At 61.9% G+C, this 15,599-nt stretch carries 9 protein-coding genes, 1 tRNA gene and 2 pseudogenes; 4 read left to right on the top strand and 8 right to left on the bottom strand.

Annotation, left to right across the window (positions count from 1 at the left end):
- The first annotated feature begins 213 nt into the window (after positions 1 to 213).
- Positions 214 to 2,304: a UvrD-helicase domain-containing protein gene (locus tag OKW41_RS40305; protein ID WP_429575913.1), complete on the top strand. Its 2,091-nt coding sequence runs from the start codon at positions 214 to 216 to the stop codon at positions 2,302 to 2,304.
- Between the two features lie 120 nt (positions 2,305 to 2,424).
- Here the strand turns inward: OKW41_RS40305 and OKW41_RS40300 are convergent, their stop codons facing one another.
- Positions 2,425 to 3,324 carry a c-type cytochrome gene (locus OKW41_RS40300; protein ID WP_429575912.1) on the bottom strand — a complete coding sequence of 300 codons (900 nt, stop codon included), beginning with the start codon at positions 3,322 to 3,324 and terminating at the stop codon, positions 2,425 to 2,427.
- 308 nt (positions 3,325 to 3,632) lie between these two features.
- On the opposite strand from OKW41_RS40300, the gene OKW41_RS40295 reads away from it, so the two are divergent.
- Positions 3,633 to 3,708 (top strand) — tRNA-Arg (locus OKW41_RS40295).
- A gap of 92 nt (positions 3,709 to 3,800) precedes the next feature.
- Here the strand turns inward: OKW41_RS40295 and OKW41_RS40290 are convergent.
- Entirely contained in the window at positions 3,801 to 4,301 is a 501-nt protein-coding gene (locus tag OKW41_RS40290; RefSeq protein ID WP_429453863.1) for a hypothetical protein, read from the bottom strand.
- 346 nt (positions 4,302 to 4,647) lie between these two features.
- On the opposite strand from OKW41_RS40290, the gene OKW41_RS40285 reads away from it, so the two are divergent.
- Positions 4,648 to 5,634 carry an aldo/keto reductase gene (locus OKW41_RS40285; RefSeq protein ID WP_429575911.1) on the top strand — a complete coding sequence of 329 codons (987 nt, stop codon included), beginning with the start codon at positions 4,648 to 4,650 and terminating at the stop codon, positions 5,632 to 5,634.
- 637 nt (positions 5,635 to 6,271) lie between these two features.
- Here the strand turns inward: OKW41_RS40285 and OKW41_RS40280 are convergent.
- A complete protein-coding gene (locus OKW41_RS40280) occupies positions 6,272 to 8,563 on the bottom strand; it encodes a LamG-like jellyroll fold domain-containing protein (protein WP_429575910.1) in 2,292 nt (763 codons plus the stop codon).
- A 322-nt stretch (positions 8,564 to 8,885) separates the two neighbouring features.
- Here OKW41_RS40280 and OKW41_RS40275 point away from each other — a divergent pair.
- A pseudogene (locus OKW41_RS40275) lies at positions 8,886 to 9,083 on the top strand (IS5/IS1182 family transposase); the annotation flags it as partial.
- 683 nt (positions 9,084 to 9,766) lie between these two features.
- On the opposite strand, the pseudogene OKW41_RS40270 reads toward OKW41_RS40275, so the two are convergent.
- From OKW41_RS40270 to OKW41_RS40250, 5 genes and pseudogenes are all read right to left on the bottom strand, one after another.
- A pseudogene (locus OKW41_RS40270) lies at positions 9,767 to 10,905 on the bottom strand (IS3 family transposase); the annotation flags it as partial.
- A 51-nt stretch (positions 10,906 to 10,956) separates the two neighbouring features.
- The gene (locus tag OKW41_RS40265; protein WP_429575909.1) at positions 10,957 to 11,931 is read right to left on the bottom strand and encodes a hypothetical protein; all 975 of its coding nucleotides are present in this window, start codon (positions 11,929 to 11,931) and stop codon (positions 10,957 to 10,959) included.
- A 204-nt stretch (positions 11,932 to 12,135) separates the two neighbouring features.
- Positions 12,136 to 12,435, bottom strand: a complete 300-nt coding sequence (locus OKW41_RS40260; protein ID WP_429453871.1) for a flagellar protein FliT — start codon at positions 12,433 to 12,435, stop codon at positions 12,136 to 12,138.
- A gap of 19 nt (positions 12,436 to 12,454) precedes the next feature.
- Entirely contained in the window at positions 12,455 to 14,026 is a 1,572-nt protein-coding gene (gene fliD / locus OKW41_RS40255) for a flagellar filament capping protein FliD (protein WP_429575908.1), read from the bottom strand.
- A 172-nt stretch (positions 14,027 to 14,198) separates the two neighbouring features.
- Positions 14,199 to 15,416, bottom strand: coding sequence for a flagellin (locus OKW41_RS40250; RefSeq protein WP_429575907.1), 1,218 nt, complete (start codon positions 15,414 to 15,416; stop codon positions 14,199 to 14,201).
- Positions 15,417 to 15,599 lie beyond the last annotated feature (183 nt).

Raw genomic sequence — 15,599 nt, 5'->3', positions numbered from 1 at the left:
AGCATGACGGCCGGCCTTGCGCGCAGCCCGTCGGGGCGTCCGAACCATCGAGGCATCCAACGAGGGCGTCCATCGCGGTGGCCATCGCAGTGGCCATGTTAACATCGCACCTCTCGCGCGCATTGCGCCGCGCAGCATGCCCCGGGCCTTCGGCCGGCGCCACCCGCCGGTCCGACCTCAGCGGCCCTCAACCGCATTACCCATCCACAAACAATGTCCGCAGGCCTGAACCCCGCTCAAAGTGAAGCGGTCCGTTATCTCGACGGTCCCTGTCTCGTGCTCGCCGGCGCCGGCAGCGGCAAGACGCGCGTGATCACGCAGAAAATCGCGCACCTGATCGAAGCGAAGGGCTTCGAGCCACGCCACATCGCCGCCGTCACGTTCACGAACAAGGCCGCGGCGGAGATGCGCGAGCGCGTCGGCAAGCTGCTCGAAGGCAAGACGCTGACCGCACCCGGCAAGGAAGGCCGCAAGGTGCCCGTGAACCAGCTGACGGTGTGTACGTTCCACTCGCTCGGCGTGCAGATTTTGCGTCAGGAGGCGGAGCACGTCGGCCTGAAGCCGCAGTTCTCGATCATGGATTCCGACGACTGCTTCGGCATGATCCAGGAGCAGATCGGCTCGACGGACAAGGGCCTCATCCGCAAGATCCAGTCGATCATCTCGCTGTGGAAAAATGGCCTGATCATGCCCGAGCAGGCGATCGCGATCGCCTCGACCGAGGACGAGCATCAGGCGGCGATCGTCTATCGCAACTACGTGGCGACGCTGCACGCTTACCAGGCGGTCGATTTCGACGATCTGATCCGCCTGCCCGCCGAACTGTTCGCGAGCAACGAGCAGGTGCGCGACCGCTGGCAGAACAAGCTGCGCTATCTGCTGATCGACGAGTATCAGGACACCAACGCGTGCCAGTACGAACTGGTGAAGCTCCTGGCCGGCAAGCGCGCGGCGTTCACGGCGGTCGGCGACGACGATCAGGCGATCTACGGCTGGCGCGGCGCGACCCTCGAAAACCTCGGCCAGCTCGGCAAGGATTTCCCGAACCTGCACCTGATCAAGCTCGAACAGAATTACCGCTCGACGGTGCGCATCCTGACCGCCGCGAACAACGTGATCGCGAACAATCCGAAGCTGTTCGAGAAGAAGCTGTGGTCCGAGCACGGCATGGGCGACACGATCACGGTGACGGGCTGCAACGACGAGGAGCACGAGGCGGAGTCCGTCGTGTTTCGGCTGTCCGCGCACAAGTTCGAGCGGCGCGCGAATTTCCGCGACTACGCGATCCTCTATCGCGGCAACTTCCAGGCGCGCATCTTCGAGCAGGTGCTGCGCCGCGAACGGATTCCGTACGTGCTGTCGGGCGGCCAGTCGTTCTTCGATAAGGCCGAGATCAAGGACATCTGCGCGTACCTGCGTCTGATCGCCAACGCGAACGACGATCCCGCGTTCATCCGCGCGATCACGACACCGCGTCGCGGCGTCGGCAATACGACGCTGGAGGCGCTCGGCGCGTTCGCGGGTCAGGCGAAGGTGTCGCTGTTCGAGGCGGTCTACATGGGCGGCATCGAGGCGCGTCTGTCGCCGCGTCAGATCGAGCCGATGCGCGCGTTCTGCGACTTCATGCAGCGCCTGACCGACCGCGCGGAGAAGGACGCGGCGGGCACGCTACTCAATGAGCTGATGGAGGCGATCCACTACGAAGTGTATCTGCACGACGCGTTCGACGAACGCCAGGCGCAGGCGAAGTGGCAGAACGTGCTGGAGTTCATCGAGTGGCTCAAGCGCAAGGGCACGAAGGAAGAGCCGGAGCACGGCAGCGGCAGCGAAGCGACCGGCTACGACACCGCCGACGGCTTCGGCGACACCGGCAAGAACCTGCTCGGGCTGATCCAGACGGTCGCGCTGATGTCGATGCTCGAAGGCCGCGAGGAAGATCCGGATGCGGTGCGGCTGTCGACCGTGCATGCGTCGAAGGGGCTCGAGTATCCGCACGTGTTCCTGGTCGGCGTCGAGGAAGGCATCATGCCGCATCGGGGCGGCGCGGACGACGAGCCGATCGACGACGCGCGCATCGAGGAGGAACGCCGGCTGATGTACGTCGCGATCACGCGCGCGCAGCGCAGCCTGCATCTGAACTGGTGCAAGAAGCGCAAGCGGGCGCGGGAGACGGTCGTCTGCGAGGCGTCGCGCTTCATCAACGAAATGCTGCTCGACGATGCGCCGCCGCCGACACCGGAAGAAGCGCCGATGTCGCCGAAGGACCGGCTCGCGAGCCTGAAGGCGTTGTTGCAGAAGTCGTGAGCGGGCGGGACTGCAAGTGCCCGCCAGGTACGTTTGCTTGCGATTGCACATAAAAAATCCCTGCATCGCGTTAGTGCATGCAGGGATTTTTCATTTCAGCGACGACCGATGCCGCGTGCTTTACTTCACCGCGCTGACCATATAGTCGACCGCGGCCTTCACGTCCGCATCCGATGCGTTCGAGCCGCCCTTCGGCGGCATCGCACCCTTGCCGTGCAGCGCGTAGTTATAGACGGTGTCCATCGGGTCCTTCAGGCGCGGCGCCCATGCTTCCTTGTCGCCGAACTTCGGCGCGTTCAGCACGCCGGCCGCGTGACAGGCCTGGCATACCGACTGATACAGCGCCTTGCCGGCCTGCGAGGCGTCCGCGCTTTGCGCGCCACCTGCTCCCGGGGCGGGAGTCTGCGGCACGCTGGCCATTGCGGCCATCGCCGCGGCGGCCTGGGCCGCGCCCGCGTCCGATGCACCTGCTGCACCGGATGCCGCGGCCGCGCCGGATGCCGCGGCCGCGCCCGCCGCCGGCTGCGCCGGCTCGGGGAAGCTCGCGCCCGAATTGTTCGCCATATAGACGACCGCGCGCGCGATCTCGACGTCACTGTAGTCGTCGGGGCTCGTGCCGCCGCGCGGCGGCATGGCGCCCTTGCCGGACAGGGCGGTGTGCCACAGGGTGTCGAAGCCCTGCGCGATGCGCGGCGCCCAGTCGGCGGTGTTGGTAAATTTCGGCGCGCCTGCGGCACCCGACGCGTGACACGCCGAGCAGACCGCCTTGTAGACTTCCTCGCCGCTCTTGTAGACGCGCGGCGCGTTGGCGTCGCGGATCTCGACGTGGGCGATCGGATGGATGCGGGAGGTGACTTCGGCTTCGGAGAGAGAGTCGGTGCCGGCGCCGGTGCGCGTCGAATTATCGACGTAGACGGCGAGCAGAACGATGATGACGATCGGCACAGCAAACCCGGCGATGACCGCGGCGATGAGCTGTGCTGGGGTTTTGATCGGGGCTCCGTGTGGTGCTTCGCTCATGCTTGTCTCGTCTCCGTGGGTGTGTGAGCGGTACAGCGCGACGGCAACTTCCTGTTCTTTATCAGCCACGGACGATTATAGACGCAAGCTTTCGGCGGCGGCGAGGGGGCCAGGACGGTGTTCAGCAGGCGTTTACCCGGGTCGGCATGGACGATGGCAGGGGCCGGGGAAGACGCTGGGATGGGCGTCGGAGGCCGTCCTGTGGACGGTTCGGCCGAAACCGGGTATCCTTGCGGTCTCTCGCGTTGCCGTCGCGTCCGTTCTGGTTGGCGCGCTCTCGCGTAGATTCCCCGCAGTTTTATGGTGAAGCGCCCGTAGCTCAATGGATAGAGTACTGCCCTCCGAAGGCAGGGGTTGCTGGTTCGATCCCAGCCGGGCGCGCCAAGCCAAATAAGGGTTTCAACGATTTTTGAACCTGTGAGTATTCGCCACAGATGTCGTAAACGACACCTGTAGCTACCACGTTAAGTCCAGAGCTAGACTTTGCGGCCGGGTCGTTCCAAATCCGGACGAACTCTCCTCCTCCTCCCTCCTGTCGACCCCGCGATTTTCGCGGCCGTTGCGGCGAACGCTCCGAGATGAGCTTTCTGCACGCGCCGAAAACTTCCAGGCACTATTCTCCCGTTCAATCGTTCGAGTACCCGCCTTCGCGAGGGATATACGCCCGCCGCGCGGAGGGAATTGCGTTCATCCAAATACATCACGTTGAACGTCTCTGTCGCTTCCCGGCGAAGAGACTCGGACAATTCGCGGCCGTGTTTGACCAAAAACGCATGTTGGTCAGGAAAGTTCTTTTTCAGATATTTCAGCGAAATCCCGGCGGCTCGCGCTGCTTCGGTTGCGTTAATTGCGCGGCCGCTGCGAATCAACGCGTCAACTTCTGCACGTAAGTCATCTTTTGGTCGCCGAGCGCCGGTCACTCCGCTCTGCATCAACCGACGACGTTGCTCACCCGGCGCGCGACGGAGCGAAAGCATGACGCGGTTTCCGAGCAGAATATCGGCGATGGCGCATCCACAGCTGCCGCGCGAAGTCGTTCGGCACGAACTTCCCGAGATTTTGCACGGATCGAACGATTACCCCGAGATCAAGGCAGGCACGCCGGCATGTAATCACGCGCGGTTAACACATGGCTTGAGCACGCTGCCGGAGTCGGTAGGCTAAACACCGGCTGGGTTTAAGGTCTGTCTTGGTCGAGAAGAAGTTACGACTCTCATTGCGCGCCTGTCCGGAACAATCAGGCAATGAATCAAGAGGAACTGACTAACATCCCCTTCCTGCATATGCCATCGTAAACGGAGCACTTTTCGATGGAGGAGCAGCATGCTTAAGACTCGGAAGCTTGGACGTGAAGGACTTGTGGTGTCGGAGATCGCGCTGGGCTGCATGGGGATGTCCTTTGCATACGGCACGCCGGACGACGAGGAATCGGTCGCAACGATCCATCGGGCGATCGAACTGGGTTGTGCGTTTCTCGATACTGCGGAAATCTATGGCCCATTCACCAACGAAGAACTGCTCGGCCGTGCGTTGAAGGGGCGCCGGCACGAGGTCACGATCGCGACCAAGTTCGGTTTTGCCTTTGAAAATGGTGTGCGCGGCCTCAATAGCCGCCCCGAGCACATCAAGGGAGTGATTGATGCTTCGCTAAAGCGCTTGCAGACCGATCACATCGATTTACTGTATCAGCATCGGGTCGATCCCGATGTGCCGATCGAAGATGTTGCGGGCACGGTGAAGGATGCGATCGCGGCCGGCAAGGTGCGCTTTTTTGGCTTGTCCGAAGCGAGCGTCGATACCATCCGGCGGGCGCACGCGGTGCAACCGGTTTCCGCCCTGCAGAGTGAATATTCGCTGTTCGAGCGCGGTGTCGAAGACAAGGTCTTGCCGGCGCTTCGTGAACTCGGCATTGGTTTTGTGCCATTTAGTCCGCTTGGCCGCGGGTTTCTGACCGGCACGGCGCGGCGGGCGGAAGAGTTGCCCGCCGATGACTGGCGTGCTGCCAACGATCCGCGCATTCAGGGCAACAATTTCGACGCGAACATCAAGCTCGCCGACTTCGTCAAGGCGCTGGCGAAGGACAAGTCCGTGACGCCGGGCCAGATTGCCCTCGCATGGCTGCTTCATCAAGGCAACGATCTGGTGCCGATCCCGGGCACCAAGCGGCGCCAGTACCTCGAGGAAAACCTGGGGGCGGCTTCAGTCACGCTCACGGCCGCCGAGCTGGAAAGCATTCGCGCTTTCCTCTCGCAGCACAAGACGGCGGGTGCGCGCTACCTGCCGGCGATGCTATCGAATCTCGATCAGTAGCGCAGCGCGGACGATCAGGCGAGCTCCGCGAGGCAAGCCTCGAAGGTGGCGATCAGGCGGTCGACGTCAGTCGTAGAGGTTTAGTTTGTTTTTATTGAGCGTCTTGTAGTACCTTCGGCAGTTCCACATTCTGATGCATTGGCGCTGGATGATCGTCAGGTCATCCAGCCGCTCCTGACGAGCGACAACGTAAATAGCCGCCTTGGCCAAGGGTGCTTGAGTCGTACACCGTGAACGTCTGCTCTACCTCGGGAAGAGCCGTAGATGGCTCGCCATGGCGAACGTTGGTTCGGGGTCCGAAAGCGGCCCATTGCCGGTATGCGGCGAGCGTGGCGACGGCCGCAACTCACCCGGCTGGCAAAGCCGCCTGCCGCGTCAGCCGGTTCCACGGCGTGATCTGCCAGCGCAGCGCAGCATGCGTCGCACTGCGCGCAGCGCGCACACCCCTGTTCCGGCCGCAGTCATAGCCAACGAACGACGACGCAGCGCTCATCTGTGCTGGCTGAGCCCGTTGGCATCAGGCACTCGCGGTCCGTACACCACGCCGACACTGGCCCGCCCGTGGTCTGACCCAATCGGCCATTTTCCTGAAGCCGATCGCACCGGCTCGCGAAAAGCCGGTGCGATGCTACCTACCTCAGGACGAGGCGAGCGTGGCGATGTCGCTCGCGCTCATGGCGCCGTTATAGACACGGAAGTCGTCGATCAGACCGCTGAAATACGGGTCATTAAATTGTGAACGTCCCAGCCAGTTGTTCGTCGTACCTCGCAATTGGAACGGCGAAAGTGACATCGAGGTATTGGTTCCGACAACGGCTCCATTGACGTACAACGTGCCAGTCGCACCGGACAGCGTCACCGCGACATGCACCCATTGCGACATCGGCAGCGCCGCAGTGCCGTTGATACGTTGCTCGGCATTCCCACCGCCGCTGTCCGTAATCGCAAACCGCACCTGGCCGCTATCGCTTCGCGGTGTCAAAAACATGTAACGAGTGCTGTTGTTGCCAAAGTCGAAAATACGCTGCCAATTCGAGGAGCCATTCCAGTACACCCAGGCCGCGATGGTGAAGTCGTTGATGCCTGAGATGAAGCCGGCCGGCAGGGTGACATAGGCGCCGCTCCCGTTGAGTTGCACGGCGGTGTTGTGCTTGCCGGCCGCCCATGTTGCGCCGCCGAGCAGCGTGCCGTTATTGCCATTGCGCGTCGCATCGGAGGCGGTGGTGCCGCTCCCCTGGTCGAAAGTCAGGTTGGTGTATAGCAGCGTGCCACTCACGCCCATCGCTTCGCTTGACTGCGTCGTTTCGCCGGACGGCGTGATCGCGGTCACCACATAGTAGTAAGCGCCTGCGGGCAGGTTGGCGTCGGTATACGCCAGAAGATCGGAAATACCGCTCGCGGCAAGCGTGTAGGGGCCGCCGGACGTCGTGCTCCGGTAGACGTTGTAGCTGGTCGCATAGGCGGTTCCCCACCAGGACAGGACGATCTGGCCGGCAATCGTCGGCGCGGTCAGGCCCGAGGGGGGTGTCCCTTGAGCAATCGGGTCGCGCTGGAAGGTCAAGGTGCCATAGCCCAACTGATCAGAATTGCCGCCGGTGCCAAGTCCGCCTTCCGGCGAGTGCGAGGTCGCAAACTTCTGACAGTATGGAGCGGCAATGCCTTTCCGGTTGACGTAATGGTTGTAAATCAGCGCCCATTCTGGCCGGGTGTTGCCCTGAGCTGCGGTCGAAAAGACGGTGTCATACGCATTGTTGGTAGGGCAGTAATAGGGAGCGAACGGCACGGAATAGTAGGTCGTGCCTGACTGGATGAGGTTGCCCTTTGCGACGTATTCGCTGGCAGCCAACGCCCGGTTGTTGTCGTAGCCGTACAGGTCGATGCCTTGGTTCCACGCCATTTCGCAGATGGGACCTAACACGGAAATGCTGAGTGTATCGTGTCCCTGGTCGCGCCCAGCCTCCTGGGTCTGGCCCAGATAGCCAGGATGAAGGTGAACGACCAGATTCTCGATAGCGCCGTTGCCAAGGCCTTGCTGGAAGTAGCTGATCGCCTGGTTGAAGATCGTCTGGTTGTCGCAGAGGACACCTACCGCTAGAACCATGGCGGTGGCGAGGAGATCCCAGCTTGCGTAGACGGCGAGGGCCGCGCCAGTCCCGCTGGCGACACCTCCGTTCAACGGATAAAACACGTTGAGCATCATGTTCTGGAACGCCGCGAAGTCCGCCGGCGCCCAGCCCGGATAGTCGCGCATCAATTCTGCGGCGTTGGCGAACGTGTAACCCTGGAGCCCGGCCCGCAAGAAGCCGCCGTAGTTACCGTTGGACACGGCGATTTGCGTCAGCGTCGACGCCCAGGCGTTCATGATGGCCACCGCCGTATTGGCGGCCGTCGTGTCTCCGGCAATCTTCCAGCGCAACGCGTTGGCATAGGCGGCGGCGACGTCGTTGTACAGATACCCGCAATTGTCCGCGTAGCCGGGCATGGCATTATAAATGACCGCTTGGGGACTGGGCTTCCATGACGTGCTGGCGTAAGGGCTTGTGAGCATCAGGTTCCAGGTGTCGATCCACGGCGAAGCCTTGGCTGCCACCTTCTGGGCCATCCGGTTCAAATCGGCTTGCGTATGGAGCAGCCCGGGATGGACGAATGAACTGCTTCCAGACGGTCCGTTTACGATTGCCTGTGCGTTTGCGACTGCCTGCTGGCTGCGCGCTGCACTCGCTGCTCCCGTACTGCCGTCGGACCCCGAGCCGGCGCCACATCCCGTCAGAGCAAGCGCTCCGAGTCCCTGCAGGAAGTTGCGGCGCGACATGTTGCTTTTTAGGGACGACAACACATCGAACAGGGCGCCTCCCTCGTCGCCCCGACCGATTTCTGCCGCTGCGTATTCCGTTATCGTTTGAGTCGCGTCCTGATTCGGTTTGTTCATAGACACCTTCCTTTTGGTGATGCAGTGGGACAGCGATAGATAGAGTTCAAAGCTCGCCTGGACTTTGATGTTGGAGCCGGCGCATGCCGGGCACGAAAGGACGTGTGAGACAAAGCGACCCGAATGTTGACCTGACCAATCGACGCACAGCACGCACAAGCGCGCTTCTCGACGAGATAAGGCGCACATCGCGCGTCGAAAGAATTGATGGCGCTGATTGCACCGCACGCGCAAGCCTGGGCGAAGGGCCACCCCGCCGTTTGCCGTCGGAGCGTTGATGCGCATAAATGAGCACACGCCACTGAGCCCTGATGCCTATACGCTTAAGGCAGGCACGGCGGTTGATGCGATGCTGATTGCCACGCCGTGTTCGACGACGAACAAGGGCGGCGAGCGCGGCCCTGAGATGCATCAGACCAAGACCTGGCGCTTCGGCGCGACGTGCCGTATTGACGTGGACGCCGACTTGGGGCTGGCGCATACGGTCGTGGGCACGACGGCCAACGTTCGCAAAGCGACGTAAACTCATGCACCGGTGCGGCGATGGTGCGCAGATCGCTGAATGACACCTCGCTTTGCTCATCGGCGCAAGGCGATTTCCGAGCGCGGCGCCAGGGGAGCCGCATATAACCGGATGGAACTCCAAGGAATGCTCCAAGGTGAAGCGTTAAGCAAACGTTTGCATCTGTGCTTACGGCACATTGTTACGTTTCTGAAGGTTTGCGGTTGTAAGGATTTCCTGCTTGTTGAGTGGCGTGCGGGATCGGCAGTGGGTGAAAGTGTCGGCGCCCATGTCCCCCTTGTAGCGCCATCGCTTGTATCAAACCCTCCTGTCGCAAGATCTCTGCGCGAATCGGGTCGAGCTGCGCTTTGTGTGGAAACTGCATTTCATCGGGACGTAATTACGGCATCGCTAAGCAACTGATTCCATTGGGTGCTTTGTGTCAGACTCTGTTGTTCGTTTACCTGAGTAAGTAGCATGCCAAAAGTCTGCTTTGCCTGTCAGTCATGAAGGCTTCGAATGAGGTTGACCCGGTTCGACGGACGGATTTGCAGCCTGCGATTTGATGCGATCTAACCTCCGTTGAGTGTTGAGTCGCGGGTTGTCCACGGGCGGGCGGCGGGTCGCCTCTCACGACCATGACGCTGCCCGCCGGTGGACAACCCGCAAGGCGATACGGTTTGCCTTTTAACGTTGAGGTTTTCGAATTCAAGCGGCGAACGATAGCCAATGCCGCTGTGTAAGCGGCGTACGTTGTACCAGCCCTCCAGGAACCAGAAGATGCGTTGCCGGGCCTGTTCACGAGTCGCAAAGAGTTCTCGCGAGAGTAGCTCCGCTTCAAGCGTGCCGAAGAACGATTCGCACATCGCGTTGTCGTACGCGTCGCCGGCCGTCCCCATCGACGGTTGCACACCGGCTTCGCGGCAGCGCCGTCCGAATGCAATAGAGGTGTATTGGCATCCCTGGTCCGAATGTAGAATTACGCCCTCGTGGCGTCGCTGCAGCAACGCCATATCGAGTGCGCGCAGCATCAGTTCGGTGTACAGATGGCTTGACATCGCCCAGCCTACAATTCGGCGACTGAACACGTCGAGGACTACGGCCAGATACAGAAACCCCTCGCCAGTCGGGATGTAGGTGGCGTCCGCCACCCACAGCATGTTTGTCGCCTCCGCGCAGAAGTGCCGACGCACCAGATCCGGAGCGCGCCGAGCCCCCGCGCGTTGCCGCGTGGTGTGTGGCCAGCGCCGCCGGCTCGCACCATGCAGGCCGGCCAGGTGCATCAGACGTGCGACCCGCTTGCATCCCACATGCACGCCTTCCCACGCGAGCTGCGCATGGATACGTGGCGCCCCATATGTGCCGCGTGAATTCGCATGCAGCGTGCGGATGCGCTCGAGCAGTTGCGCATCGCTACACGAGCGTTTCGATGGCTCACGCACCAGCCATGCGTAGTAGCCGCTCGCGGAGACCCTGAGCAGCCGTGCCATCGTGGCAATGGGCCACCTGGCCCGGTTCGCTCTCATGAATCCGTACCGCCCTTCGGCGGAACGGCTCCCGTCTCCCTCGCGAACCAGGCCGCGGCCTGCGAGAGAATGTCCCTTTCCATCTTCAGTTGCCGGTTCTCGCGACGCAACCGTGTGAGTTCCTGCCGCTCGGCCGTGGTCAGCCCGTCGTGACGCACACCCGCATCGCGATCGGCCTGCGCGACCCAGTTGTTGATCGTCTGTTCGGTCGGCTCGAACTCGCGCGCCAGATCCTCAGGCGTTCTTCCGGCCTTAACCAGCTCGACCATGTGAGCCCGGAATTCCACAGGGTATGGGGTACGATGCCTGCCCATTTTCGACACCTCCTGATCAAAAGCATAGGTGTCCGTTTTCGCGGGTCAACTTCAGAAGGCATCGGCGCGGAGCAGTTCTGGATTTATGAAATGTGAGCGAAGATGCTCGTCTAGCCGTCCACGCTCGATTGATGGCGATGTTGCGTTTCCTGATTCAAGCTTCGCGAGATACTCCGACGGTGCGACTCCACCGATAATCCGGTTGGTTCGATAGGACAATGGCGTCTTATTGATAATTGAATCGAACACGGCTGGTTTGATGTTGTGCGACTTGCACCAGTCCTGAGGAAAAATGTGGTGAATGTCGACGTTTTCACCGAAGAACACAATATGGTCGAATTCCTGACCCGAGCGGAAGTCCTGTGCACCCCTCTTCATCAACAGGGCATTTACCCCTTTGTATGCGGCTGACAGACGCATTCGCATCGTTTTCAATCTGTCGGCGCGGAAAATGGTCTCGCTTACCGTCGTCGGTTCCGGTCCACCGTTGAGCCACGCCGGGACCTCCAGGAAGTCTTGAGAAAAACGCGAATCGGCTGCCGAACCATAGAGCTCGCCGAAGACTCCATTCCAGTACCACCGCACCAGTTTTGCGCGGGTGGTGTCATGTTCCCAAGCGTTCCCGATGTCGGCGAGAATCGCCGCTAGCGGGACGATTTGCGACTGATAGGGAAGGTCGAACACGCGATAGATGTGCAGCATGTGCAGGAACTTTGCTGCGTGTACAAAGCCGGTCTCAACCTGTGCCTCATACTTCTTGTAGGCACTCAGTGGCAGGTTCAAGAGCGCTTGCCGGTTGCCGGTAACGGCGGGCAGGTCTCTTCCGGATTTTCCGGACCGCTCCGCTTCTCGTCGTTTCTCGCGAGTATGAAATAGCGAGATTGCCTGCAAGAAGTCTGTGTTCGTCACATCGGCAATGATGCCGGAGGTTGCGCCCGCTGGTCGCAATGTTTCTGCGAACCGGCCCTGGCGTCCCCTGACATTCTCGATACCGTATCTCTTTTCATAACTTTCACCATGGTTCACGCCCTTCTCGTAGGTCCACGCGTTTGAATCCACGAAGACCTCACGAATCTCACCGTATGCGCCATTTGGCGGAACAGTGGCGGCATCGAGAATAGTCCAGGCATAACCGTCCGATCGAAAATCGCGGCTGCACAAAGAAAAGCCCGCGCAAGGCGGGCCGGGGTGCGCAAATGCACAGCGAATCAGCGAATCGTGGTTCCTGCTTCAAGCGAGAGCCACGCTCAAATACCGCCCGGCGTTGCGACTCGCCTGCATGTTCGCCTGATACTCGGCGCCCAGTTCCTGTTGCGCGACACGCGCGGCGTCGAAGATGCGGCTGTCGATCTCGTCGATCTCTCTGAGCCGTGCCATAACCTCCTGCGGCGGCTGCGCGCCGAGCGCCGTCAAGAGCGGCGAGCGCTCGTCGGCGAGCTGCGCGGCGCGCTCCCAGTCGCCGACAGCGGCCGCCAGTTCGAGGTCTTTCGTCATCTGCCAGATGCGCTCGATCGTGGCTATGTTCTGCATGGTTCGCTCCGCGCCACGCTCAGCCCTTGTTCGTGGCAAGCGCGCCTGCGCTGTTGGTGCCACCGAACAGTTGCGTGAGGTACTGCGAGTTGTTGTTCATCGTTGCCATCAGCGTGTCGAGTGCGGTGAACTGCGCGGTGTACTGGCTGGTGAGCTGCGCCTGCCACGCCGTCAGCGTCGTCTGCTGGTTCGAGAGGCTCGTCAGGTCGCTGTTGATCGCGTCCGTACGGTTTTTAATGATGCCGGCGGACGAGGTGTAGTTCGTGATGCTGTCGTCCAGTTGCGCGGCGATGCCGGTGGTCGGATTGAACAGCGAGGCCACAGCCGACTGGTTGTTCTGCAGCGCATCGCTGAGCTTCGTGTCGTCGACCGACAGCGTGCCGTCCGACTGGAGCGTAACGCCGATCGCGGCAAGCGTCGTCTTCGTGGTGCCGCTGCCCACGCCGCTGCCCACGATCTTGGCGAGCTGGTTCTGGATCACACTCAACGTGGAATCGCCGAGCAGCACCCCCTGCGACGTCGAGCTCGCGTTGTACGCCGTCAACGAGCCCATCGTCGTGACGAGTGTGTTGTAGACGGTGACGAAATTGTCGATCGCGGACGACTCCGCGCTGGTGTCCTGCGCGACCGTGAGCGTCTGGGTGGCGCCGACCGCCGCTGACGTGAGATTCAGCGTCACGCCGGACAGGGCCGTCTTCACGGCGTTCGTGGAGCTGCTCACGCCGACGCCGCCGAGCGTGAAGTACGAATCCTGGGCGGCCTGCGTCTGGTTCCAGCCTGTGCCGGAGATGGTCGACTGGCTGGGGTTGATCGTGTTGCCGCTGCTGTCGGTACCGGTGAGGTCGCTCGCGCTGGATATCGACTTGCCGGCGGTGGTCGTCACCGCGAGCTTGTTCAGGTCGTCGGTCGAAGTCGAATCGCTGATCGCGATGCTGATGCCGCTCGACGCACCGGTCGAGTTCGATTGCAGCACGAGGTGGGCGCCGTCCGAGCCGGTCACCACGGTCGCGGTCACGCCGGGATTGTCGTTGGCCGAATTGATCGCCGAGGCAATGCCGGCAACCGTGCTGTTCGAGCTGTTCAGGGAAATCGTGCTGCTCTGGCCGTTGACCGTCAGGGTCATCGTGGCTGAGCCGGAAGCCAGGTTCGTGCTCGCGTTATAGCCCGCCGAGGTGAGCATTTGCGAGGTGGCGACCTGCGCCACATTGAGCGAGTACGAACCCGCCACCGCGCCGGTCGCTGCCGTGGCGGTGACGCCGGTGCCGCTCAGGGTGGTCTTGAACGTATTGAGCGTGGCGCCGTCGCTGAGCGGCAAGATGGCGGCCTGCAACGCGGACAGTCCCGCGGAGAGCGTGCCGTAGGCCGAAATCAGCGTGTTGTCCGCGGTCTGCTCGGCGGCGATGGTCGCGGCCTGGCCGGCGGTCTTGCTGTTGACGAGCGCCGTGACGAGCGAACTCGTGTCCATCGAGGAATTGGTCGAGCCGCTGATGATCGACTGGGCGGCTGCCTGCACCGACGCCTTGGCGGCGGCGGTCGTGGTGGCGACTGCGCTCGAGATCGCGGCAGTCGTGGATCCGGTTACGGTGGACATGAGGAGGCTCCGTGCGTCGGCAAGGCCGGTCAAAACGCTTGAATGCGCGATTTAATTCGCGATTTAATTCGCGGTGTAACGCTGGAAACGACAATCGGGAGGCAAGCCTCCCGACGGATTTGCGTCCGGCTCGCGATGCGCTGCGCGCCGGACACCTGCGGCCGGAAGCGCCTTACTGGAGGAGCTTCAGGATCTGCTGCGGCTGCGAGTTTGCTTGTGCCAGCACCGAGATACCGGCTTGTTGCAGAACCTGTGCCTTGCTCAGGTTAGCCGTTTCTGCCGCGAAGTTCGCGTCCTGGATCGACGACTGGGCGGTCGACAGGTCGGTCGATTGCGCTTGCTGCGTCGAGCCGATGGCGGTGAAGCGGTTTTGTGCTGCGCCGAGCGTAGCTTGCAGGTTGTTCAGCGTGGTCAGCGCGTTGTCGATCGACTCCATCGCTGCGCTTGCGCCGGTCTGGCTGCTGATGTCGATGCTCGCAACGTTCGTCGGCGTGTTGAGCGCGTCGATCGCCGCACCGGTGTTGGTGTTCGAAGCCGCGGTGAAGGACGTGGTGAGCGTAGCGGTGGAGCCGCCTACCGCCGTCGACATGTCGGAAGCAAGCTTCGTAGCAATCGCTGCGCCCTTGCCGGCAGCATTAGCGGCGGTGATGACGGCGTTGCCGTTGGCGTCGGCGGTCGTCACGCCGGCGCCGAGCACGGAAGAAGCCACGGCTTGGGTCAGCGCCTGGTTGTTCTGGTCCGTCAGCGTGTAACCGCCCTTGCCGTCGGCGATCACGTTGATGGCCGTGATCGCGGCGCCCGTAGCAACCGTTTGGCCGCTAGTGTTCAGCGACAGGTTGCCGAACGAACCGAGCGTGTTGCCTGCTTGCACATTGCCGGTGCCGAGCTTCGCAGCCGACATGTCTTGCGTCAGGTTCAGGCTGATCGACTGGCCGACGTTCGCGCCAACCTGGAACGACACGGTGCCCAGCGAACCGTTGAGCAGGTTCATGCCGTTGAACGTCGTCTGCGACGCGACACGGTTGACTTCCGAAATCTGTTGCGAGACTTCCTGCTGCAGGGCCGCGCGGTCGTCGCTGGTCATCGAGCCGTTCGCTGCTTGCGTGGCCAGCTGGCGGATACGCTGCAGGCTGCTCGTCAGCGAGGCGAGACCGCTCGATGCCGTTTGCACCATCGACGTGCCGTCGTTCGAGTTCGACACGCCCTGGTTCAGACCGTTGATCTGGGTCTGCATGATGTTCGAGATCGCGAGGCCTGCTGCGTCGTCCGCTGCGCTGTTGATGCGTTTGCCCGACGACAGACGCGTGATCGCCTGCGACAGTGCGCTGCCCGAACCGGTCAGGTTCTGCTGCGAAATAAGCGAGTTGATGTTTGTATTGATTCCGAGCATTTCAATTCTCCGAGTAGGGCACGGGCCCGATCCCAAAAATGGCAGCGTGGTGTGTGTTGGCCGCCTTGTTTGGGATATCGGTCCCTACCGGGAAAACTTTAAGGGGAGAATCAATCAAGGGAGTCAAATGGCGCAAAAGGGGCTTCGGCGCGGGATTGACGGCGCATGTCCGGCATTGAATCT

Source organism: Paraburkholderia sp. UCT70, assembly GCF_050434085.1.
GTDB classification, from domain to species: Bacteria; Pseudomonadota; Gammaproteobacteria; order Burkholderiales; family Burkholderiaceae; genus Paraburkholderia; species Paraburkholderia tuberum.
This window is presented reverse-complemented; position numbering and strand designations above follow the sequence as displayed.

Excerpts from the sequence above, each read along its gene's own strand:
- OKW41_RS40305 (WP_429575913.1), top strand. The coding sequence starts at position 214 with ATGTCCGCAGGCCTGAACCCCGCTCAAAGTGAAGCGGTCCGTTATCTC.
- OKW41_RS40300 (WP_429575912.1), bottom strand. The coding sequence starts at position 3,324 with ATGAGCGAAGCACCACACGGAGCCCCGATCAAAACCCCAGCACAGCTC.
- OKW41_RS40290 (WP_429453863.1), bottom strand. The coding sequence starts at position 4,301 with ATGCTTTCGCTCCGTCGCGCGCCGGGTGAGCAACGTCGTCGGTTGATG.
- OKW41_RS40285 (WP_429575911.1), top strand. The coding sequence starts at position 4,648 with ATGCTTAAGACTCGGAAGCTTGGACGTGAAGGACTTGTGGTGTCGGAG.
- OKW41_RS40280 (WP_429575910.1), bottom strand. The coding sequence starts at position 8,563 with ATGAACAAACCGAATCAGGACGCGACTCAAACGATAACGGAATACGCA.
- OKW41_RS40260 (WP_429453871.1), bottom strand. The coding sequence starts at position 12,435 with ATGCAGAACATAGCCACGATCGAGCGCATCTGGCAGATGACGAAAGAC.
- fliD (WP_429575908.1), bottom strand. The coding sequence starts at position 14,026 with ATGTCCACCGTAACCGGATCCACGACTGCCGCGATCTCGAGCGCAGTC.
- OKW41_RS40250 (WP_429575907.1), bottom strand. The coding sequence starts at position 15,416 with ATGCTCGGAATCAATACAAACATCAACTCGCTTATTTCGCAGCAGAAC.